At 68.0% G+C, this 21151-nt stretch carries 19 protein-coding genes and 3 pseudogenes; 9 read left to right on the top strand and 13 right to left on the bottom strand.

All coding sequences use genetic code 11. The features are described 5' to 3' along the window. Positions 1-38 precede the first annotated feature (38 nt). From BTZ20_RS06185 to BTZ20_RS26180, 6 genes are read left to right on the top strand one after another with little or no spacing between them, the layout of a single operon-like run. Positions 39-500, top strand: a complete 462-nt coding sequence (locus BTZ20_RS06185; RefSeq protein WP_072750968.1) for an Asp23/Gls24 family envelope stress response protein — start codon at positions 39-41, stop codon at positions 498-500. Continuing rightward, the gene (locus tag BTZ20_RS06180) at positions 500-811 is read left to right on the top strand and encodes an Asp23/Gls24 family envelope stress response protein (RefSeq protein ID WP_077043526.1); all 312 of its coding nucleotides are present in this window, start codon (positions 500-502) and stop codon (positions 809-811) included. The genes BTZ20_RS06185 and BTZ20_RS06180 overlap by 1 nt, the downstream gene beginning before the upstream one ends. Next, complete coding sequence (locus tag BTZ20_RS06175; protein ID WP_072750969.1) at positions 808-987, top strand: DUF2273 domain-containing protein; 180 nt, start codon at positions 808-810, stop codon at positions 985-987. The genes BTZ20_RS06180 and BTZ20_RS06175 overlap by 4 nt, the downstream gene beginning before the upstream one ends. Further along, a complete protein-coding gene (locus BTZ20_RS06170; RefSeq protein ID WP_077040760.1) occupies positions 980-1972 on the top strand; it encodes a DUF6286 domain-containing Asp23/Gls24 family envelope stress response protein in 993 nt (330 codons plus the stop codon). Before BTZ20_RS06175 ends, BTZ20_RS06170 begins: the two co-directional genes overlap by 8 nt. After that, a complete protein-coding gene (locus BTZ20_RS06165; RefSeq protein ID WP_083742548.1) occupies positions 1969-2373 on the top strand; it encodes a hypothetical protein in 405 nt (134 codons plus the stop codon). Before BTZ20_RS06170 ends, BTZ20_RS06165 begins: the two co-directional genes overlap by 4 nt. Beyond that, positions 2352-2531, top strand: coding sequence for a hypothetical protein (locus BTZ20_RS26180; protein WP_145982225.1), 180 nt, complete (start codon positions 2352-2354; stop codon positions 2529-2531). Before BTZ20_RS06165 ends, BTZ20_RS26180 begins: the two co-directional genes overlap by 22 nt. A gap of 215 nt (positions 2532-2746) precedes the next feature. Here BTZ20_RS26180 and tuf read toward each other — a convergent pair whose 3' ends face one another. The 5 genes from tuf to BTZ20_RS06140 form a co-directional block, all read right to left on the bottom strand. Next, a complete protein-coding gene (tuf, locus tag BTZ20_RS06160) occupies positions 2747-3940 on the bottom strand; it encodes an elongation factor Tu (RefSeq protein ID WP_077040759.1) in 1194 nt (397 codons plus the stop codon). A 107-nt stretch (positions 3941-4047) separates the two neighbouring features. Then, on the bottom strand, positions 4048-6150 hold the full coding sequence (fusA, locus tag BTZ20_RS06155) for an elongation factor G (RefSeq protein WP_077040758.1): 2103 nt from the start codon (positions 6148-6150) through the stop codon (positions 4048-4050). Between the two features lie 134 nt (positions 6151-6284). Then, entirely contained in the window at positions 6285-6755 is a 471-nt protein-coding gene (gene rpsG / locus BTZ20_RS06150; RefSeq protein ID WP_027500619.1) for a 30S ribosomal protein S7, read from the bottom strand. After that, the gene (gene rpsL, locus BTZ20_RS06145) at positions 6755-7129 is read right to left on the bottom strand and encodes a 30S ribosomal protein S12 (RefSeq protein WP_027500620.1); all 375 of its coding nucleotides are present in this window, start codon (positions 7127-7129) and stop codon (positions 6755-6757) included. The genes rpsG and rpsL overlap by 1 nt, the downstream gene beginning before the upstream one ends. A gap of 257 nt (positions 7130-7386) precedes the next feature. After that, complete coding sequence (locus tag BTZ20_RS06140; RefSeq protein WP_083742546.1) at positions 7387-8055, bottom strand: TetR/AcrR family transcriptional regulator; 669 nt, start codon at positions 8053-8055, stop codon at positions 7387-7389. Between the two features lie 153 nt (positions 8056-8208). Here BTZ20_RS06140 and BTZ20_RS28925 point away from each other — a divergent pair, with 153 nt between their 5' ends. Then, complete coding sequence (locus BTZ20_RS28925; protein ID WP_257017258.1) at positions 8209-8337, top strand: hypothetical protein; 129 nt, start codon at positions 8209-8211, stop codon at positions 8335-8337. 93 nt (positions 8338-8430) lie between these two features. Here the strand turns inward: BTZ20_RS28925 and BTZ20_RS06135 are convergent, their stop codons facing one another. The 8 genes and pseudogenes from BTZ20_RS06135 to BTZ20_RS06100 all read right to left on the bottom strand — a co-directional run bounded on the left by BTZ20_RS06135 (position 8431) and on the right by BTZ20_RS06100 (position 19352). Continuing rightward, positions 8431-9231: an enoyl-CoA hydratase family protein gene (locus BTZ20_RS06135; protein WP_077040757.1), complete on the bottom strand. Its 801-nt coding sequence runs from the start codon at positions 9229-9231 to the stop codon at positions 8431-8433. 2 nt (positions 9232-9233) lie between these two features. Beyond that, positions 9234-10393: pseudogene (locus tag BTZ20_RS06130) on the bottom strand (acyl-CoA dehydrogenase family protein). Further along, positions 10390-12402, bottom strand: coding sequence for an acetyl/propionyl/methylcrotonyl-CoA carboxylase subunit alpha (locus BTZ20_RS06125; RefSeq protein WP_077043525.1), 2013 nt, complete (start codon positions 12400-12402; stop codon positions 10390-10392). The pseudogene BTZ20_RS06130 and the gene BTZ20_RS06125 overlap by 4 nt, the downstream one beginning before the upstream one ends. An 11-nt stretch (positions 12403-12413) precedes the next feature. Continuing rightward, positions 12414-14012 carry an acyl-CoA carboxylase subunit beta gene (locus BTZ20_RS06120; RefSeq protein ID WP_077040756.1) on the bottom strand — a complete coding sequence of 533 codons (1599 nt, stop codon included), beginning with the start codon at positions 14010-14012 and terminating at the stop codon, positions 12414-12416. Then, positions 14009-15157 carry an acyl-CoA dehydrogenase family protein gene (locus BTZ20_RS06115; protein WP_077040755.1) on the bottom strand — a complete coding sequence of 383 codons (1149 nt, stop codon included), beginning with the start codon at positions 15155-15157 and terminating at the stop codon, positions 14009-14011. The genes BTZ20_RS06120 and BTZ20_RS06115 overlap by 4 nt, the downstream gene beginning before the upstream one ends. After that, on the bottom strand, positions 15154-16896 hold the full coding sequence (locus BTZ20_RS06110) for an acyclic terpene utilization AtuA family protein (RefSeq protein WP_077040754.1): 1743 nt from the start codon (positions 16894-16896) through the stop codon (positions 15154-15156). Before BTZ20_RS06110 ends, BTZ20_RS06115 begins: the two co-directional genes overlap by 4 nt. Continuing rightward, positions 16893-17686: pseudogene (locus BTZ20_RS06105) on the bottom strand (TIGR03084 family metal-binding protein). The gene BTZ20_RS06110 and the pseudogene BTZ20_RS06105 overlap by 4 nt, the downstream one beginning before the upstream one ends. Before the next feature lie 1183 nt (positions 17687-18869). Further along, positions 18870-19352 (bottom strand): DUF309 domain-containing protein, encoded by a 483-nt coding sequence (locus BTZ20_RS06100; RefSeq protein ID WP_077040753.1) that lies wholly within the window; start codon positions 19350-19352, stop codon positions 18870-18872. Between the two features lie 115 nt (positions 19353-19467). Here BTZ20_RS06100 and BTZ20_RS06095 point away from each other — a divergent pair. Both BTZ20_RS06095 and BTZ20_RS06090 read left to right on the top strand, forming a co-directional pair. After that, positions 19468-19928: pseudogene (locus BTZ20_RS06095) on the top strand (SRPBCC family protein). Between the two features lie 115 nt (positions 19929-20043). Further along, on the top strand, positions 20044-21120 hold the full coding sequence (locus BTZ20_RS06090; RefSeq protein ID WP_077040752.1) for a class I SAM-dependent methyltransferase: 1077 nt from the start codon (positions 20044-20046) through the stop codon (positions 21118-21120). Positions 21121-21151: the final 31 nt, after the last annotated feature.

The raw sequence follows: 21151 nt of genomic DNA, 5'->3' as shown, positions 1-21151 counted from the left end.
GGCGTCGCAGCGCGCCCACACTCACTAGAGTTGAGTGCGTGACCACCGATCCGAACAGGGGCATCGCCCCAGTGCAATACGGCACCTCCACCACCGAGCTGGTGAGCTCGCAGGGGCGCACGATCATCGCCGACGCGGTCGTGGCGAAGATCGCCGGTATCGCCACCCGGGAGATCAGCGGCGTGTTCGACGTCGGCGGCGGCACCGCCCGCGTTGTCGGCGCGCTGCGCGACCGGATCCCTGGCGCCCGCGTCAACCACGGCCAGGGCGTCGCCGTCGAGGTCGGCGAGAAGCAGGCCGCCATCGACATCGGCATCGTCGCCGAGTACGGCGTCGCGCTGCACGAGCTGGCGGCGGGCATCCGGCGCAACGTGATCGCGGCCGTGGAACGGATGACCGGGCTCGAGGTCACCGAGGTCAACATCACCGTCTACGACGTCGTCCTGTTCGACGAGAACGAGCAGCCGGGCGAGACCGACGGCAGACCGAGAGTCCAGTGATACCGGAGCGGAGCCTGCGTAGCGACCCGGAGTCGGAGCCCGCCGAGCTGATCGCGGACGCGGTGCTCGCGGTACCAGGGGTCGCCGGGCTGCACAGCGGCATGTTCGGCGAGGTCGCAACCTACCTGCCGGGCAGGCGGGTGCTCGGTGTCGCGCTCGGCGACGACTCCTGCGCCATCCACATCAGCGTGCGCTATCCGGCGCACGTCATCGAGACGGCGGAGCGGGTCCGCGCGGCACTCGTCCCGATGCTCGACGTCCCTGTCGATGTCACGGTCGAAGACGTACTCACGGAGAGGACAGCGCCATGAACAGCACAGTCGTCGGTCTGATCGCCGGTCTGCTGCTGGCGATCGCCGTAATCCTCGGTGGTTTCAGCGGTTTCGTGTTCGCCGTGCTGTTGGGCGGCTTCGGTATGGCCATCGGGGCCCACCGCGACGGGCACGTCGATCTGGGCGCGCTGTTGCGGAGCCGGGGCCGTGGCTGACGGCACGAGCGAGGCGGGCGGAGCGACCCGGCAACTCACCGCGGACGCCGACCTGGACGAGGAGCGCAGCACCAGGGGCCAGCTGATCATCAAGGATCGCGCGGTGTCGCGGATCGCGGTGGCGGCCGCCCTCCAGGTACCGGGTGTGGTCCGCCAGCGCGGCGGCCTTTCCCGGCTCACCGGCCGCGACCTGCCGCGAGCAGAGGTGTCGATGGGCACCGAGTCGGTGGCCGTCACGCTGTACATCGCGGTCGCATGGCCGTGCCCGATCGCCCTGCTCTCCCGCGAGGTACACCGCGAGGTGGGCGATCGAATCGCCGCCCTCAGCGGCCTGCCCATGGACCAGCTGCACGTCGTCGTCGCCGCGGCGGTGCCCACCGCAGCACCGGAGGGGGCCGAGGTCGACAGCCAGCAGTTCGCGGCGCCCGGCGCCGCCCTGGCACCCCTTGTCCCGTCGCGGGCACCGATCACCCGGCCCGCGGCAGCCCCGGTCGCGCTGCTCTTCGCCTGCGCGCTGCTGGTGCTCGCGGTGCTGACCGGACGGGAGTTCCTGATCGCGCACGAGGTCATCGCTCCCGCCGCGTGGCTGCGCAATTCGATCGAGTGGTCCGCACGCCAGCACTGGGAGCCGTGGATGGCGCCAGCAGCGGTCGCGGCCGTGTTCGCCGGCCTGACGTTGATCTTCGTGGCTGTCAAACCGCGGATCCGTACCCATCTGCCGCTCGGCGACGCGGGATCTGCGGTGGTGTGGGTGCGTCCAACCGATGTGGCCAGGATGTGCAGCGCGCAGGCACGCACGGTGGCGGGTGTCCGGTCGGTGCAGACCATCGTCGACGGCAAGCGGACGACCGTCCGCATCTCCCCCGATGGTGAGGTCGCGGCCCCCGCGCTCGAATCGGCCGTGCGCGACGCGGTGGAGCCGGGGCTGGCCACGCTCGCCACACCCCGGCCGCTGCGCGTGCGGATCGGCAAGGTGCGAGGGTGAGGCGCCGCACCTCGGTCATCGACCGGTCGATAGCTCTCGGCGCCGGCCTCGCCCTGGTGGCGGCGGGCACACTGGCCCTGACCTGGAACATGGACCTCGATGTGTCCCAGGAGCTCTGGCGGAGATTCGATCGGGCCGAGTACGCGGCGATCCCGACCAGGGACTGGTGGCCGACGCTGCTCGGCGTCGCCTGCGTCGCCAGCCTCGTGGCAGGGGTCACGCTGCTGGTGATCAACCTCCGGCGCGGCCGGACCTCGACGGTGCAGATCGGGGACGTCCTCGGCGACTCCGACCTTTCGGTCGACCTCGGGCCGATGGCGGTCGGGCTGGCCTCGGAGCTGTCCACCCTGGAGGGGTCCGGTCCGTGCGGGCCGCCGCCGTGGACGATCGCGGTCTGCTGACCCTGCGGGTGACGGTGATCGCCGACCCCGCGGTCGATATCGCCGAGTTCACCCGCGACGCCGAGTCCCTTGCCAGGTCCATGGCCGCGGCCCTGCCCGATGCCCCCGTCGCCACGCAGGTGCTGCTGCACCTCGACCGCGCCGATCTCCCTGGCTGACCGGCCCTCTTCGCCATCCCGGGGTTGCCCCGCCCGGATCGGGTGCCGGGTCGTACAGGCCTGCCCTGGGCGGGGAGGTAACTCCCGCCTGGCCCGGCTCAGGTCCCCAGAAACGCCGAATGGCGCCCCCTCCCGAGGGAGTGAACGCCATTCGGCTTGGTACTGCTAGATCAACTGGTGACGCCAGGTCACCTGTTGATCGTGTAGGGCAATGCCTACTTGTTGATCTTCGTGACGCGACCGGCGCCAACGGTGCGGCCACCCTCACGGATGGCGAACCGCAGGCCCTCGTCCATGGCGACCGGCTGGATCAGCTTGACGGACATCTCGGTGTTGTCACCGGGCATGACCATCTCGGTGCCCTCGGGCAGGGTCACGACGCCCGTAACGTCCGTGGTACGGAAGTAGAACTGCGGGCGGTAGTTGTTGAAGAACGGCGTGTGGCGGCCGCCCTCGTCCTTGGACAGGATGTAGGCGTTGCCCTCGAACTCGGTGTGCGGGGTGGTGGTGCCCGGCTTCACGACGACCTGGCCACGCTCGACATCTTCACGCTTGATGCCACGAACCAGCAGACCGACGTTGTCGCCCGCCTGGCCGGAGTCGAGCAGCTTGCGGAACATCTCGATGCCGGTGACGGTGGTCTTGGTGACCGTCTCCTTGATGCCGACGATCTCGACCTCTTCGTTGACGTTGACCACGCCACGCTCGATACGACCGGTGACGACGGTGCCACGACCGGTGATCGTGAAGACGTCCTCGACGGGCATGAGGAACGGCTTGTCGGTCTCACGGACGGGGTCCGGGATCGAGTCGTCGACGGCCTGCATGAGCTCGAGAACGCTCTCGCCCCACTTGGCGTCGCCCTCGAGCGCCTTGAGCGCCGAGACCTTCACGACGGGCGCGTTGTCGCCGTCGAACTCCTGCGACGACAGCAGCTCGCGGACCTCCATCTCGACGAGCTCGAGGATTTCCTCGTCGTCGACCATGTCGGACTTGTTGAGCGCGACCAGGATGTAGGGAACACCAACCTGGCGGGCGAGCAGCACGTGCTCGCGGGTCTGCGGCATCGGGCCATCGGTGGCCGCAACCACGAGGATGGCGCCGTCCATCTGCGCCGCACCCGTGATCATGTTCTTGATGTAGTCCGCGTGGCCCGGGGCGTCGACGTGCGCGTAGTGGCGCTTCTCCGTCTGGTACTCGACGTGGGAGATGTTGATCGTGATACCACGAGCCTTCTCCTCCGGCGCCTTGTCGATCTGATCGAAGGCCGAGGCCTCGTTCAGGTCCGGGAACTTGTCGTGCAGGACCTTGGTGATCGCCGCCGTCAGCGTGGTCTTGCCGTGGTCAACGTGACCGATGGTCCCGATGTTGACGTGCGGCTTCGTCCGCTCGAACTTCGCCTTCGCCACTTGATGGCCTCCTGTATTCGTGCTTGCGCTATGCAGCAGTGCGGTTGGTTATTACTTGGTCGTGCTCAGCTGGTGAAACTCGCCAGCGGTCGTGCTCCCAGCTGGTGTTACTCGCCGGTCGCCTTGGCGATGATTTCCTTCGAGACGTTCGCGGGAACCTCTGCGTAGGAATCAAACACCATGGAGAAGTTCGCCCGACCCTGGGTCTTCGACCGAAGGTCTCCGATGTAGCCGAACATCTCCGAGAGCGGAACCAGCGCCTTCACGACACGGGCACCACTGCGTTCCTCCATGGCCTGGATCTGGCCACGGCGGGAGTTGAGGTCGCCGATCACGTCGCCCATGTACTCCTCGGGCGTGGTCACCTCGACAGCCATGAGCGGCTCGAGGATGACCGGACCGGCCTTGCGGGCGGCTTCCTTCAGTGCCTGAGAACCGGCAACCTTGAAGGCCATTTCGGACGAGTCGACGTCGTGGTACGCGCCGTCGAGCAGCGTCAGCTTGAGGTTCACCAGCGGGTAGCCGGCGAGCACGCCGTACTGCATGGCATCCTGCGCGCCGTGATCGACGGACGGGATGTACTCACGCGGGACGCGGCCGCCGGAGACCTTGTTCTCGAAGGTGTAGGGCTCGCCTTCCTCGCCGATGAAGGGCTCGAGCGCGATGATCACCTTTGCGAACTGACCCGAACCACCGGTCTGCTTCTTGTGGGTGAACTCGTGCTTCTCGACCGCCTTGGTGATGGTCTCGCGGTACGCGACCTGCGGCTTGCCGACGTTGGCCTCGACCTTGAACTCGCGACGCATGCGGTCGACGAGGATGTCGAGGTGGAGCTCGCCCATGCCGCCGATGACGGTCTGGCCGGTCTCCTCGTCGAGCTCGACGGAGAAGGTCGGGTCCTCTTCGGCCAGCTTCTGGATCGCGGTGCCCAGCTTCTCCTGGTCGGACTTGGTCTTGGGCTCGATCGAGACCTGGATGACCGGGTCCGGGAAGCTCATGGACTCGAGCACGATCGGGTTGGCCTGATCGCAGAGGGTGTCACCGGTGGTGGTGTCCTTCAGACCGATCATGGCGTAGATGTGGCCGGCCACGGCCTCGTCGACCGGGTTCTCCTTGTTGGCGTGCATCTGGAAGAGCTTTCCGATGCGCTCCTTCTTGCCCTTGGTGGCGTTGAGCACCTGGGCGCCCGGATCGATCCGGCCGGAGTAGACGCGAACGAAGGTCAGCTTGCCGAAGAACGGGTGCGCGGCGATCTTGAAGGCCAGGGCCGAGAACGGCTCTTCCTTGCTCGGCTTGCGCGTGAGGATTTCCTCGTCGTTGTTCAGCGCGTGGCCCTCGACCTCGCCGATGTCCAGCGGGGTCGGCAGGTAGTCGATGACCGCGTCGAGCATGGGCTGAACGCCCTTGTTCTTGAACGCGGAGCCACACAGCACCGGGTACAGCTCGGAGTTGACCGTCATCTTGCGGATGGCGCCCTTGATCTCCTCGACCGTGAGCTCCTCGCCGCCGAAGTACTTCTCCATGAGAGCTTCGTCGGACTCAGCAACGGTCTCGAGCAGCTTCTCGCGGTACTCGGCGGCCTTGTCGGCCAGATCCGCGGGGATCTCCTCGATGGTCGGCTCGGCACCCGTCGGCACCACGCCACGCCAGGTGATGGCGCGCATCTCGACCAGGTCGACGACGCCGTCGAAGTCGTCCTCGGCACCGATCGGCAGCTGCAGAACCAGCGGCTTCGCGCCGAGGCGGTCGATGATGGTCTGGACCGTGAAGTAGAAGTCCGCGCCCATCTTGTCCATCTTGTTGACGAAACAGATGCGCGGAACGTCGTACTTGGCGGCCTGACGCCAGACCTGCTCGGACTGGGGCTCGACGCCCTCCTTGCCGTCGAAGACGGCGACGGCGCCATCGAGCACGCGCAGCGAGCGCTCGACCTCGACCGTGAAGTCGACGTGGCCCGGGGTGTCGATGATGTTGATCTGGTTGTTGTTCCAGAAGCAGGTCACGGCGGCAGACGTGATCGTGATGCCGCGTTCCTTCTCCTGCTCCATCCAGTCCGTCGTCGACGCACCGTCGTGCGTCTCACCGATCTTGTAGTTGACACCGGTGTAGAACAGGATGCGCTCGGTGGTGGTGGTCTTGCCGGCATCGATGTGCGCCATGATGCCGATGTTGCGGACCTTGTTCAGGTCGGTCAGCACTTCCTGTGCCACAGGATTCTTCCCCGCTCGTAGCTCGTGTCGGTCCTTCGCGGACCACGTCTTTTTGTGTTGTCAGCCGGCCCGTGAGGAACCGACACATAGTGGCAACGCCGGTGCGGCACGTTAAGTGCCGCCCCGGCGCCAGATCACCAGCGGTAGTGCGCGAACGCCTTGTTGGCTTCAGCCATCTTGTGGGTGTCCTCGCGACGCTTCACGGCTGCACCGAGGCCATTGCTGGCATCCATGAGCTCGTTGGCGAGACGCTCGACCATGGTCTTCTCACGACGTGCACGCGAGAAGGTCACCAGCCAGCGCAGGGCCAGCGTGGTGGAGCGGCCGGGGCGAACCTCGACCGGCACCTGGTAGGTGGCGCCACCGACACGGCGGCTGCGCACCTCGAGGGCGGGCTTGACGTTGTCCAGCGCGCGCTTGAGGGTGACGACCGGATCGGTGCCGGTCTTCTCACGCGCCTGCTCGAGGGCTTCGTAGACGATGCGCTCGGCGGTGGACTTCTTGCCGTCCAGCAGGATCTTGTTCACGAGCTGCGTGACCAGCGGCGACCCGTAAACGGGGTCGTTGATCAGCGGGCGCTTGGGAGCGGGGCCCTTACGTGGCATTAGCTCTTCTCCTTCTTGGCGCCGTAGCGGCTGCGTGCCTGCTTGCGACCCTTGACACCCTGGGTGTCGAGGGAGCCGCGGATGATCTTGTAGCGAACACCCGGGAGGTCCTTCACACGACCGCCACGGACGAGCACCATCGAGTGCTCCTGAAGGTTGTGACCCTCACCGGGGATGTACGCCGTGACCTCGACCGAGCTGGTCAGGCGGACACGCGCGACCTTACGGAGCGCGGAGTTCGGCTTCTTCGGGGTGGTGGTGTACACGCGGGTGCACACACCACGACGCTGCGGGCTTCCCTTCAGGGCAGCGGTCTTGAGCTTCGCGACCTTGTCGCGACGCCCCTTTCGGACCAGCTGGTTGATGGTTGGCATATACCGGCTTTCTTCTGTCGACCGACCTGCGCTGGGCAGGCCTGGCCGTTGTGTAATTAGGGATCTAGCAGTTGGAGCAAGAAAACGCTGCTCCTCACCCGTCCCTCGACCCCGAGGTCGGGCGTGTCGCATACCCCCACACAGGCAGCCGAATGCTCGTCTCTGAGGAGAGCGCGCGCGCGGCCTTACCTTGCTAGGCACACAAATCGACCCGGGCAGGCCGGGCACGACCCACAACGATACCCGGCGGCGCGCCTTCAGGTCAAAGCGAGTCGATCGGTGGTAACGGCCCGCGCCGGGTCACGACAGGGCCACCGGTTCCTGGTCCCCGAGCGCCGGCGGTGCAGGACCGAATCGAGATCCGCGGCCCACTGCTTGATCAGCTCGGCCCGCCGCTTGGAGTCGTCGGTGAGGACATCGGCCAGGCCGAGCCCGCGCGCCAGGTCGAGCGTGAGCTGCACCCACCGGTGCGCGATGAGGTCGCCGTCCTCCACCCCGAGCATGGCGACGGCCGTCCGGTGCGCGACCCGGCCGAACTTCTCCTCCAGCGGCAGCACCCGCTCCCGCAGTGCCGCGTCCGAGGCGGCGGCGGTCCACACCTGCAGGGCCGCCTTGAACAGGGTGCCGGTGTAGTACTCCACGAGGCGGGTGACGATCGCCTCGGTGCGACCGGGCCCGGCAGGCAGGCCGGTGGCCTCCAGCCGGGCCGCCTCCATCCGGCTGTCGAACATGAACTCGAGCGCGGCCGTGATCAGGTCCTCGCGCGTCGGGAAATGGTGTTGGGCGGCGCCGCGGGAGACCCCCGCGCGCTTGGCGACCACACCGACCGTGGTCGCGGCCCAGCCCTGGTCGGCCAGGCAATCGATGGTCGCCTCGAGCAACCGCTGCCGCGTCAGCCGGCTTCGATCCTGCTGCGGTTCACGCATCCGGCACCTCCCGCCCCCAATGTAAATTCCCGTTATCTTTACGTTATCTTCGCCACAAACGCCTTGCCTCAGCCGTTACCTGCCGGTACGAAGGTTCCCGGTGCACCTGATGCGCCCCTATGAGAATCACCGAACACAACCAAGGAGCACATCATGGGTTCTGCAGAATTCGCTTCCGCATTCGACGCCATCAGCACCTTCGCCGGCGCGATCGGCGACCTCACCGGTGGACTGGGCACCCTCGTCGGTTCCGTCGACGGGCTCGTCAACCCCAAGGCCTGATCGCCTTTTCGTAACACCCGACAGGACCCGCGCTCGACTCCTCGAGCGCGGGTCCTGTCGTATCCGGCCACCACTTACTCCTCGACGTCCTTGCTATTCGCTCGGCGCCCAGGCAGGCGGGCGGCGCTGGAAGAAGGCGGTCATGCCCTCGACGGCCTCCGGCGATCCGAACAGTCTCGCCGACTGGGCGGCGAGCTCCTCACCGTAACGGTCGAAGTCGGCGAGCATCCGCGCGGTGGTCAGCCGCTTCGACTCGGCCAGTCCCTGCGGGGACGCCAGCGCGAGCTCCGCGCAGACCTCCGCAACGGTCACCGCGGCATCCTCCGACGCGATGGTGATCAGGCCGAGCCGTTCCGCCTCGGCCGGACCGAACTTCTCGCCGGTCAGGAAGTACCGGCCGGCTGCCCGGGAGGTCATCCTGGGCAGCACCGTGAGCGAGATGATCGACGCCGCCAGCCCCAGCCGCGCCTCGGTGAGCGCGAAGGTGCTCGACGGACCGGCGATCGCGATGTCGCACGCGCCGACCAGCCCCATGCCGCCGGCACGGACGTGACCGTCGATGCGGGCGACGATCGGCTTCGGCAGTTCGAGGAACTCCCGCAGCAGCTCGGTCATCTGAGCCGTGCGCCCCGCCGCCAGCTCCGCCGGGTCGGCATCCGATGCTCCGCCCGCCTCCGACAGATCCGCGCCCGCGCAGAAGGTGCCGCCGGTGTGGGTGAGCACCACCGCGCGGACCGAGTCGTCGGCCGCCGCGGCCGCCAGCGCCTGCCGGAGTTCGCCGACCAACCGCGACGAGATCGCGTTGCGGTTGTGCGGCGAGTCCAGGGTGACGGTGGCGAACCCGCCCGCGACCTCGGAGCGGACGTACGGCGCGCTCGTCTCGGGAACCGTCATGGTCAGTACGACCTCGGCAGCCCGAGCGAGTGCTGGGAGACGAAGTTGAGGATCATCTCCCGGCTCACCGGCGCCACCCGCGCGATCCGGGCGGCCCGAGCATGGCGGCCAGTCCGTACTCCTTGCTGAGCCCGGCACCACCGTGCGTCTGGATGGCCTGGTCGAGCGCCTTGATGCTCGCCTCGGCCGCCGCGTACTTCGCCATGTTCGCGGCCTCGGCCGCGCCGAAATCGTCGCCGCTGTCGTAGAGGAACGCGGCCTTCTGCATCATCACCTTGGCCAGCTCCAGCTCGATCTTCGCCTGGGCGAGCGGATGCGCGATGCCCTGATGCGCCCCGATCGGGGTCTTCCAGACGGTGCGCTCCTTCGCGTACTTCACCGCGGCTTCGATCGCGTACCGGCCGACGCCGATCGCCATCGACGCGCCGAGGATCCGCTCCGGGTTCAGGCCGGCGAACAGCTGCATGAGTGCGGCGTCCTCCGATCCGACCAACGCCTCACCCGGCACCCGGACCTCGTCGAGGAACAGCGTGAACTGGTGGTCCGGCTCGATGATGTCCATTTCCATCGGCGTCTTGACGAAGTTCTCGGTGTCGGTCGGCACGATGAACAGCGCAGGCTTGAGCTTGCCGGTCTTGTGGTCCTCGGTCCGCGCCACGATCAGCACCGCGTCCGCCTGGTCCACACCCGAGATGAAGATCTTGCTCCCGGTCAGGATCCAGTCGGCGCCGTCGCGGCGGGCGGTGGTCGAGATCTGGTGCGAGTTGGAGCCCGCATCGGCCTCGGTGATCCCGAACGCCATGATCTTGCTGCCGTCGGCCAGGCCAGGGAGCCACTGCTGCTTCTGCTCATCGGTGCCGTACTTACCGATGATGGTGCCGCAGATCGCGGGCGAGACCACGACGAGCAGCAGTCCCGCGCCGTGCGCGGCCAGCTCCTCCTGCACCAGGGCGAGCTCGTAGATGCCCGCTCCCCCGCCGCCGTACTCCTCCGGCAGGTTGACCCCGAGGAAGCCGAGCTTGCCCGCCTCGTTCCACAGCTCGGTCAGCGGCTCACCCCTGCGCGACCGCGGCAGCACGTAGTCGACGTAGTTGAAGCGCTCGCCGAGCTTGGACACCGCCGCGCGCAGCGCCTTCTGCTCGTCGCTCTCGATAAAACTCATGCCGATTCCTCTTCCGTCTCTTCAGGTTCAACAATGGCAAGGACAGACCCGACGTCGACCTGCTGGCCGACCGAAACCGGGAGCTCCACGAGCACACCCGACGCGGGAGCGGTGATGGTGTGCTCCATCTTCATCGCCTCGAGCCAGACGATCGGCTGGCCGAGCGTGACCGAATCGCCCTGCGCGGCACCGAGGCGGATGACCGCGCCCGGCATCGGCGCGAGCAGCGAACCCGCCGCGACGATCGTCGCCGGATCCACGAACCGTGGGGTCGCGGTCAGGGCGACGGGCCCGAGCGGCGAGTCGACGAACACCTCGTCGCCGTACCGGGCGACGTCGAAGGTCCGGCGCATGCCTGCGATTTCCAGCACCACCGCGTCCGCGGTGGCGGACACCAACGAGACGTGCTCGAAGCCCTCGGCGCGAAGGCCGCTACGCCCGAGCAGGTAGCGGATGTCGTACTCCCCCGACGCGCTGGTGTACTGCTTGAGCTGCGGCTGCGACGTCAGATTCCGCCACCCGCTCGGGATCCGGCCGTCGACGCGCGCCGCCGCCCGGTTCGCCGCGGCATCGGCCAACGCCGCCGCCAGCGCGGACAGCGCCTCGGCATCCGGATCGGCCAGCGGCCGCGCCAGGGTGTCGAGCCCGTGGGTGTCGAAGAAGGCGGTGTCGGTGTCCCCCGCCAGGAAGGCCGGGTGCCGCAGGATGTTCACCAGCAGATCCCGGTTCGTCCGCAGGCCGTGCAGCGCGGTGCGGGCCAGCGTCGAGGCGAGCAGCTGCGCGGCCTGTCCTCGGGTCGGCGCGAACGAGATGACCTTGGCGAGCATCGGGTCGTAGTGCACCCCGACGACAGAGCCGGCCACCACGCCGGAGTCCAGTCGCACGCCCTGCCGGTCGAGGACCGCGAACTCCTCCACCGTGCCGGGGAGTTCGATGCGGTGCACGGTCCCGCTCTGCGGCTGCCAGTTCTTCGCCGGGTCCTCGGCATAGAGCCGGACCTCGATCGAGTGTCCGCGCAGCGCCGGGGAGTCGGCAGGCAGCGCGACGCCAGCGGCGACCTGAAGCTGCAGGTCCACCAGGTCGAGTCCGGTGGTGCACTCGGTGACCGGGTGCTCGACCTGCAGCCGGGTGTTCATCTCGAGGAAGAAGAACTCGCCGCGCTCGTCCGCCAGGAACTCGACGGTGCCCGCGCCCTCGTAGCCGATCGCGTTCGCCGCCAGCCGCGATGCCTCGAAGAGCCGCTCACGCATGCCGGGGGTCCGCTCGACCAGCGGCGACGGGGCCTCCTCCACGACCTTCTGGTGCCTGCGCTGGATGGAGCACTCGCGCTCGCCCACCGCCCACACCGTGCCGTGCTTGTCGGCCATCACCTGAACCTCGATGTGCCTGCCGGTCTCGAGGTAGCGCTCGCAGAACACCGTCGGATCACCGAAGGCGGACTGTGCCTCGCGTCGAGCCGCCTCCAGTTCGCCTGCCAGCGTGGACAACTCGCGCACCACGCGCATGCCGCGTCCGCCGCCACCGGCCGACGCCTTGATCAGGACAGGCAGGTGTGCCTCGGTGACCTCGTCGGGAGCGAGCTCGGCCAGGACGGGAACGCCCGCGGCGTCCATCAGCTTCTTGGATTCGACCTTGGAGCCCATCGACTCGATTGCCTTGACCGGCGGGCCGATCCAGGTCAGGCCCGCGTCTTCGACTGCCTGCGCGAATCCCGCGTTCTCCGAGAGGAATCCGTAACCGGGGTGGATCGCGTCGGCACCCGCGGCACGCGCCGCGTCGATGATGAGGTCGGCCCGAAGGTAGGTCTCGGCCGGGGTGTTGCCCGGGAGCCGGATCGCCGCATCGGCCTCGGCCACGTGCGGGCTTGCCGCGTCTGCGTCGGAGAACACCGCGACGGTGCCGACGCCGGTCCGACGCGCGGTCGCGAACACCCGCCGCGCGATCTCGCCGCGGTTTGCCACCAGAACGGACTGGATCGCCGGTCCGAACGAAGCGTTAGGGGAAGTCATCACGGTCTGCCTCACATGCGGAAGACGCCGAAGTTCTCGGTGCCTTGGATCGGGGCGGAGGCAATGGCCGACAGGCACATTCCCACCACCGTGCGGGTGTCACGCGGATCGATGACGCCGTCGTCGTACAGCCGACCGGACAGGAACATCGGCAGCGATTCGGCCTCGATCTGGTTCTCGATCATGGCGCGGATGCCTGCATCGGCTTCCTCGTCGAACGCCTGTCCACGGGCCTCCGCGGAGGCCCTGCTGACGATGGAGATGACGCCTGCCAACTGTGCGCCGCCCATCACCGCGGACTTCGAACTCGGCCAAGCGAACAGGAATCGGGGATCGAAGGCCCGGCCGCACATTCCGTAGTGGCCGGCTCCGTAGGAGGCGCCGAGCAGGATCGAGATGTGCGGCACCTTCGAGTTCGCGACGGCGTTGATCATCATCGAGCCGTGCTTGATCATCCCGCCCTCCTCGTACTCCTTGCCGACCATGTACCCGGTCGTGTTGTGCAGGAACAGCAGAGGGGTGTTGGAACGGTTCGCCAACTGGATGAACTGGGTGGCCTTCTGGGCTTCCTCACTGAAGAGCACGCCACGGGCGTTCGCGAGGATGCCGACCGGGTAGCCGTGCAGCTCAGCCCAGCCGGTGACCAGCGAGGAGCCGTACATCGGCTTGAACTCGTCGAAATCGGATCCGTCGACGATGCGGGCGATCACCTCGCGCGGGTCGAACGGGATCTTCAGGTCAGCCGGGACGATGCCCAGGAGTTCCTCCGGGTCCGCCAGCGGCTCGATCACCTCGGCCCGGGGCGCCGGCCCCTCCTTCTTCCAGTTCAGCCGCTTGACGATGCTTCGGCCGATGCGGATCGCATCCTGCTCGTCGACCGCGAAGTAGTCGGCCAGACCCGACTTGCGCGCGTGCATCTCGGCGCCGCCGAGCGACTCGTCGTCCGACTCCTCGCCGGTGGCCATCTTCACCAGCGGTGGGCCGGCGAGGAACACCTTGGACCGCTCCTTGATCATCACCACGTGATCGGACATGCCCGGGATGTAGGCACCACCGGCGGTCGAGTTGCCGAACACCAGGGCGATCGTGGGGATCCCGGCCGCGGAGAGCTGGGTGAGGTCGCGGAACATCCGCCCGCCCGGGATGAACACCTCCTTCTGGGTCGGCAGGTCCGCGCCACCGGACTCGACGAGCGAGATCACCGGCAGGCGGTTCTGCATCGCGATGTCGTTGGCCCGGAAGCCCTTCCGCAGTGTCCACGGGTTGCTGGTACCGCCGCGGACGGTCGGGTCGTTCGCGACGATCAGGCACTCGATCCCCTCCACGACGCCGATGCCCACCACCGTGCTCGCGCCGACCGGGAAGTCGCTTCCCCACGCCGCGAGCGGGCACAGCTCCAGGAACGGCGAATCCGCATCGATCAGCAGCTCGATCCGCTCACGGGCGAGCAACTTGCCTCGCTTGTGGTGCCGCTCCACGTACTTCTCGCCGCCGCCTGCCAGCGCCTTGGCGTGCTCGGTCTCGAGCTCGGCGAGTTTGGCGTTCATCGTCTCCACCGCGGTCGCGTACACCTCCGACCCGGTGTCGAGCGTGGACCTGAGAACCGTCATGACTGATACCCCAATCGCTTTGCCGCCAATCCGGTGAGGATCTCGGTGGTGCCACCGCCGATCCCCAGGATTCGCATGTCCCGGTATTGCCTTTCGACTTCGCTTTCCCGCATGTAGCCGAGACCGCCGAACAACTGCACCGCCTGATTCGCCACCCACTCGCCCGCCTCCACGGCGGTGTTCTTCGCGAAGCAGACCTCGGCGATGAAATCCTGATCCGATTCCAGCGAGCGTTCGACGAGCGCGCGGGTGTACACCCGCGCCACGTCGACCCGACGAGCCATCTCGGTGACGGTGTTCTGCACCGACTGCCTGCTGATCAACGGCCTGCCGAACGTCTCCCGGTCCCGGCACCATTGCAGGGTCAGGTCCAGGCATCGCTGGGCACTCGAGTACGCCTGGGCGGCAAGCGCGATCCGTTCGGTGAGGAAGGCCTGCGCTATCTGCTGGAACCCGCTGTTCTCGGCGCCGACCAGGTTCTCCGCCGGAACCCGGGCGTCCACGAACGACAGCTCCGCGGTGTCCGAGGCCAGCCAGCCCATCTTCTCGAGCTTGCGCGTGACCTCGAAGCCGGGCGTGCCCTTCTCGATGACGAGGAGCGACACTCCGGCCGCCCCTTCCCCGCCGGTGCGGACGGCGGTGACCACGAAGTCGGCGCGGCAGCCGGAGGTGATGAACGTCTTTGCCCCGTTGACGACGAAGTGGTCGCCGTCCCGAACCGCCTTCGTCCGCAGGTGCCCCACGTCCGAGCCACCACCGGGCTCGGTGATCGCCAGCGAGCCGATCAGCTCGCCCGCGAGGGTGGGCCGCACCCAGCGGTCGATCTGACGTTCGTCGCCGGCCGCGACGAGGTGTGGCAACGCGATGCCCGACGTGAACAGGGAGGCGAACAGCCCGCCCGACCCGCCCGCGTAGTGCATCTCCTCGCAGATGGTCACGGCGTCGACGAGGTCGCCGCCGGATCCGCCGACCGTCTCGGGGAACCCGGCGCCGAGCAGCCCGAGCGCGCCCGCCTTCTTGTGCAGCTCACGCGGCAGTTCGCCGTGTCGCTCCCAATCGTCGAGGTGGGGCAGCACGTCCTGCTCGGCGAATCGGCGAACCGTCTCGCGCAACGCCTTTCGCTCGTCGGTGGTCCACACGCTCACAGTGTTCCTCCCAGGGGTTCGCTACCGAGCAGAAGTTCTTCCGGAATGTCGATGTGCCTGGCACGCAGCCACTCCCCGAGGCCCTTGGCCTGCGGATCGAATCGGGCCTGCGAGGCGACGCCCGCCCCGAGGATGCCCTCGATGACGAAGTTCACCGCGCGCAGCTTCGGGAACAGGTGGCGGGTCACCGGCAGCCCCGCCGCCTCAGGGAGCAGCCGCCCGAGCTCCTCGACAGTGAGCGTGTTGGCCAGCCATCGCCACTGTTCGTCGGTGCGAACCCAGACTCCGACGTTCGCGTTGCCACCCTTGTCGCCACTGCGGGCGGCCGCGATCGTACCGAGCGGCACACGGATCGTCGGCGTCGCCGGCAACGGTTGCGGCAGTTCGGGATCAGCCACCGTGGCCAGTTCCAGAGTCGGCCCGCTCGGGGCGATCGGGATCCTGGTGCCATCGGGCAGGACCGCGGTGTGCGGCACCTCGGCGGCGTCGACGTACCCGGGGGTGAACACGGCGTACGGCTGTCCGTTCGACGGCGGCGCGGTCAGGCTGAAGCCCGGGTAGCTGGCCAGCGCGAGCTCGACCGACACGGACGAGAAGGCTCGACCGACGACATTCGGATCCGGATCGCGAACGACGCAGCGCAGCAACGCGCTCGCCGTCTCCTCGGTGTCCGCGTCGGGGTGATCGGTACGCGCGAGGGTCCACGTCATCTCGGCCGGCTTGGTGGTCATCCACGCCTCGAACTGGGTGCGGGCGAGCTCGGCCTTCGCCTCGATGTCCAGACCGGTGAGAATCATCGTGAACTCGTTGCGGAACCCGGCCAACGCGTTGAGGGACACCTTCAGCGTCGGCGGCGGCGCCTCACCCCGCACCCCGCTGATACGAACCCGGTCGGGTCCGTCGGAAGAGAGTTCGAGGGAGTCCATCCGGGTGGTGACGTCCGGTCCGGCGTAGCGGCCGCCGGTGATCTCGTAGAGCAGCTGAGCGGTGACGGTGCCTGCGCTGACCGCGCCCCCGGTGCCCGCATGCTTGGTGATGACCGAGGATCCGTCCGCGTGGATCTCCGCGATCGGGAAACCGGGGCGCCCCATGTCGGCGATCTCGGTGAAGAAGGAGTAGTTGCCCCCGGTCGCCTGCGTGCCGCACTCGATCACGTGCCCGGCCACGACGGCTCCGGCAAGCTGGTCGAAATCTGTTCTCCCCCAACCAAAGTGCGCCGCTGCCGGTCCGACGATCACCGACGCGTCGGTGACCCGGCCGGTGACCACGACATCCGCGCCCGCGCCGAGGCATTCGACGATGCCCCACGCGCCGAGATAGGCGTTGGCGGTCAGCGGCGCGGGCGCGCCCTGCGCACCGGTGAGCCCCAGCTCCGCCGCCCTGGCGATCAGGTCATCACCCTCGACATGGGCGATGACCGCGCCGAGGCCGAGCCGCTCGTTCACCTCGCGCAGCGCCTGCGCCAGCCCGGCCGGATTCAGCCCGCCCGCGTTCGCGACGATCTTGACGCCCTTGTCCAGCGCCAGCCCCAGGCAGTCCTCGGCCTGGCGGAGGAACGTCTTGGCATAGCCCCTGGCGGGATCCTTCATCCGGTCGCGACCGAGGATCAGCATCGTCAGCTCGGCGAGGTAGTCGCCGGTGAGGTAGTCGAGTTCGCCGCCCTCGAGCATCTCGCGCATCGCCGAGATGCGGTCTCCGTAGAAGCCGGAACAGTTTCCGATCCGGACCGGGTTTGTCATGCGTCCACCTTCGGGTCACGGCCCGCGCCGGGTGGGCCGGCGAAGACCTGGGCGATTGCGATCCACGCGGTGGCATCGGGTCCCACCGCGGTCAGGTCCAGATCCGCCGGGTTCGCCCGCTGGGTGACCAGCAGGCAGAAGTCCGCGGCGGGGCCGGTGACGCGCTGCGCGGCGTCGTCGGGGCCCCATGTCCAGATGTCGTCACCCTCCGGGGCCGTCAGCTCGAACCGAAACTCCTCCGCGGGCGGGGTCAGGTCGTTTACTGCGTACGCGAAGTCACGGGTGCGCACACCGAGATGCGCGATGCTGCGCAGGCGGTTGGTCGGCGGGACATAGACGCCGAGCGCCGCGGCGACGTCCTGCCCATGCGCCCAGGTCTCCATCAGGCGGGCGGTGGCCATCGACATCGCACTCATCGGCGGGCCGTACCAAGGCAGCTTGGTACCACTCGGCACCGCGGCGAGCGCCTCGGCCAGTGCGGTCCGACCGGTGCGCCAGTCCGCCAACAGTTCGGCGGACGGCCGGGCGGCCTCGACCTCGGCCGCCTCGTCGACGAACCCGAGGGGTTCTTCCATGCCTCGGCGAGCGACTCGGCGAAGCCCTCCGGATCGGTCACCGCCATCAGCGAGGTGCGATCCGTCCAGGCCAGGTGCCCGATCTGGTGGGCGATCGACCAGCCCTTGGCGGGCGTCGGGCCCGCCCATTGTTCGTCGGTCAGACTCGCGACCAGCGCGTCGAGCTGATCGCCCTCCACCCGCAGGTCTCCGATGGTGGTACTCAGATCGGCCATGAATTCTCCTCGAGAAGTGCTGCGACCAGCATCACACCGTCCGCCATAAAAATCAAGCACGCTTGCTTGTTATTGACTCACCGGCAGACCCGGCACGAACGCCAAGAGATTTTCCTGCGATTCTCGCACCCGACACGCGTCGATGGGGTTTGATGCTCGGAAAGCAAGGCGAGCGTCCAGTTTGCTTGTGGCGCCGCCAACTCCTCGGCGATTCGCGGCCGCCGCACCCGGTCGCCCCATTCTGCGCACAGACGGACATTAGATCCACGAACTACATTGCGCCACAATCGAATACGTGCAAATAATGGTCGTGCGATTTCACTCCATCGGGGGCATCCCATGCGGTAGAACTGGTGCGCGCCGAGCACTGGGGCGCACTTTCATCCATCGACCCGAGGAGACATCCATGCCCGCGATCGACTTGGCCACCCTGTTCGCCCCGCAGCCGCAGGACAACTTCACCGGCAGCACCATCGGCCTGCCCTTCGGCTTTCAGCTCCCCATCGGCAGCTGATCCGATAGCACGGGCGACCCGCGGACGACGTTGAACCCAGAAAATGAGATGTGGGTCACGATAGTTGCCAGTTTGTGACCTGACCGAGATCTCGTCGGGTAGAACTACAAGCACGCGCGCGCAATTCTCGGCGCATCACCATCGAGAACACAGGGAGCACTCATGCCGTCTTCGTCCGAACTCTCCACTCTTTTCGGCGCCCTCAGCACCGTCTTCGGCATCCTCGGGTCCTCGGAGACCGCGGGTGGCGGCTCCAGCGAGTAGTCATGTGAGCACACTGTGGGGGCTGCCGGCGACTCGGCGGCCCCCACAGTGCTGCCCGGGGTCAACTAATTCAGATCTTGAATCCACTCCACAGCAACGCATTTCGGAGCAACGGACACGGATTGCGGAATCGATCCCACACCCGTGGCGCGTGCGGTAGAACTGGACGCGCGCCCGGTTCTACGGCGCGTCCCCAGTACATGAGACAAACACCAGGAGCCGAGCAATGAACCTGAGCGCGTTGATCACCACCCTGCTGGACCTCGTCGGCCCCGCCGAGACGACGACCGCGGACGGAAACTTCGTCGGCAGCAGCACCGGCCCCACGGGCAGCACCTTCCCCTGATCGACACGCGCGGGTCTGCGCGCCGAGCGCGCGGACCCGCGCACCAGCCGGGCGACCAGTCAGCTCCCCTGGCGCAGCAGCCGCGGTGTACTCGGCACCGGAATCTCCGAACCCGCGCCCGCCAGCCCGTCCAGTACGCCCTGCGACCAGGCCACCAGGCCGGCGACGTCGAGACCGTACGGAGCGCCCGTCTCGAACCCGCGGATCCGGTCCTGGCCGCGACGCAGTAGCGACTGGGCGCCAACGATATTGCCGCGTAACAGATGCGTCAGACCCACCGCGAGCTGAGCAAGCCCCTGCCAGAGTTCGCGTTCGGAATCCGGCGCCGCCTTCCACGAACCCTCGAGCACCTCGTGTGCATGGAACGGCATGCTCGCATCCAGCAGGCGCTGGGCCTCCGCAATCGCCTCCGCAGGCGTCAGCAGGACCTCCTCCGGCACCCGCGCGACGCCCTCTGCGCCGCGCGGCAACGGCCTCCCCAACCCGTCGCGGGGGCGCGCATTGAGCGGCCTGCCCCGGCCGTCCCGTTCACGCTGCTGCATGCCTCCAACTGTAGTGAAGCCGATGAAACTCACAGTCGAACCCGTGTCCAGGTAACTGTGAAAGCTAGTACCGTCTACGTAGGCCGACAGGGCCGACGTCGGTACGAGGAGAGACATGGGCACCATTCACATCACCGCGGTCGCGAAGGTTCCGGTGCACGCCGGATTCGCCTATGTGGACGACTACAGGAATGTGCCGGCGTGGATGTTCGGGGTGACCCGGTTCGAGCCGGTGGGCGAGCAGACCCAGGGACTCGGGCCACCTTCGACGCCACCATGCAGCTCGGCCCCAAGGCCCTGAACTCGAGGGTCACGATCACCGAGTGGGAACGGGACCGGCTGATCACGCTGGCCTCGGTCGACGGGATCTCGAACTCGTCGACGTGGCGATTCACCCCGGCGAGCGACGACAGCACCGAGATGACGGTGGACTTCGAGTACTCGCTGCCGGGGGGACTCGCGGGCAAGGTGCTCGCGAAGATCGTCGAGCCGATCGTCGGAACGGCCATCAGGCACACCGAGTCCACCCTGCGGCGCCGGGTCGAGGAGCTCGCGCGAACCGACGCCACGGGCTGATCCTGCCTCCGCCGCCTGCTTCACCCGGCGAACGAACGGTGACAGCGCGCCACGCGCGGACGACGATGGTCCTCGGGGGACGCATCCGTCGTCTCCGAGACGCGAGAGAGGGCTCATGTCCACAACGCAACCGGTCGCCGAGGCCGACGCTCTCGCCCAACGCCTCGTCGAGGCCGCACTCGGCACCGTCGATCTGCTGTCCATCCACCTCGGCGACCGCCTCGGCTGGTACCGGAGCCTGCGGGTCGACGGCCCGGCGACGCCGGAAGAACTCGCCGCCCGCACCGACACCCATCCTCGGTACGCGCGGGAATGGCTGGAGCAACAGGCCGTCAGCGGTCTGATCGACGTGGAGTCCGACGGACCCCGACGGTTCACGTTGCCGCCTGCTGCGGCGGAGGTGCTCACCGACGGATCCAGCCTCGCCTACCTCGCGCCGCTGGCCCGGATGCTCTGCGCCGCGGCCGAACAGATGCCCGCGCTGCTCGAGGCGTATCGATCCGGCGGCGGGGTCGGCTGGGCGCAGTACGGAGCCGACGCCCGTGAATCGCAGGCCGAGATGAACCGCCCCTGGTACGAGCGGGCCCTGCCCGAGGCCCTGCGGTCGGTTCCCGACCTGGACGCGCTGCTGCGCGAGCCGGATACCCGGATAGCCGACCTGGGCTGCGGCGGCGGCTGGTCGACGATCGCACTCGCCAGGGCGTACCCGGCTGCCACCGTGGACGGGTTCGACATCGACGCAGCCTCGGCGCGGCTGGCCTCGAGCAACGGCGACGCGAACCCGGACGTCGCCTCGCGCATCGCCTTCCACTGCGGCGATGCCGCCCGGCTACCCGCGTCCACCTTCCGCTGCGTGTTCGCCTTCGAGTGCGTGCACGACATGCCCGACCCCGTCGGGGTGCTGGCCGCTGCCAGGCAGTCGCTGGTCCCCGGGGGCCGCGTCGTCATCATGGACGAGGCGGTCGCAGACTCCTTCGACCCTCCCGGTGACGAGACCGAGCGACTGATGTACGGCTTCAGCCTGCTCATCTGCCTGCCGGACGGAATGAGCCACCGGCCGACCGCCGCCACAGGAACCGTCATGCGGCCGGACACCCTGCGCGGCTATGCGTTCGAGGCGGGATTCACCGGATTCGAGATGCTCCCGATCGACGGCTTCGGGTTCTGGCGCTTCTACCAACTGACGGCCTGACGACCTCGCCGCCGCCACCGGAGATCGGTGA

The sequence above is a fragment of the Rhodococcus sp. MTM3W5.2 genome (assembly GCF_001984015.1).
GTDB lineage: Bacteria > Actinomycetota > Actinomycetes > Mycobacteriales > Mycobacteriaceae > Rhodococcus_G > Rhodococcus_G oryzae.
Note: the sequence above shows the minus strand (reverse complement) of the source record. Positions and strands in the feature narration are given on the sequence as shown.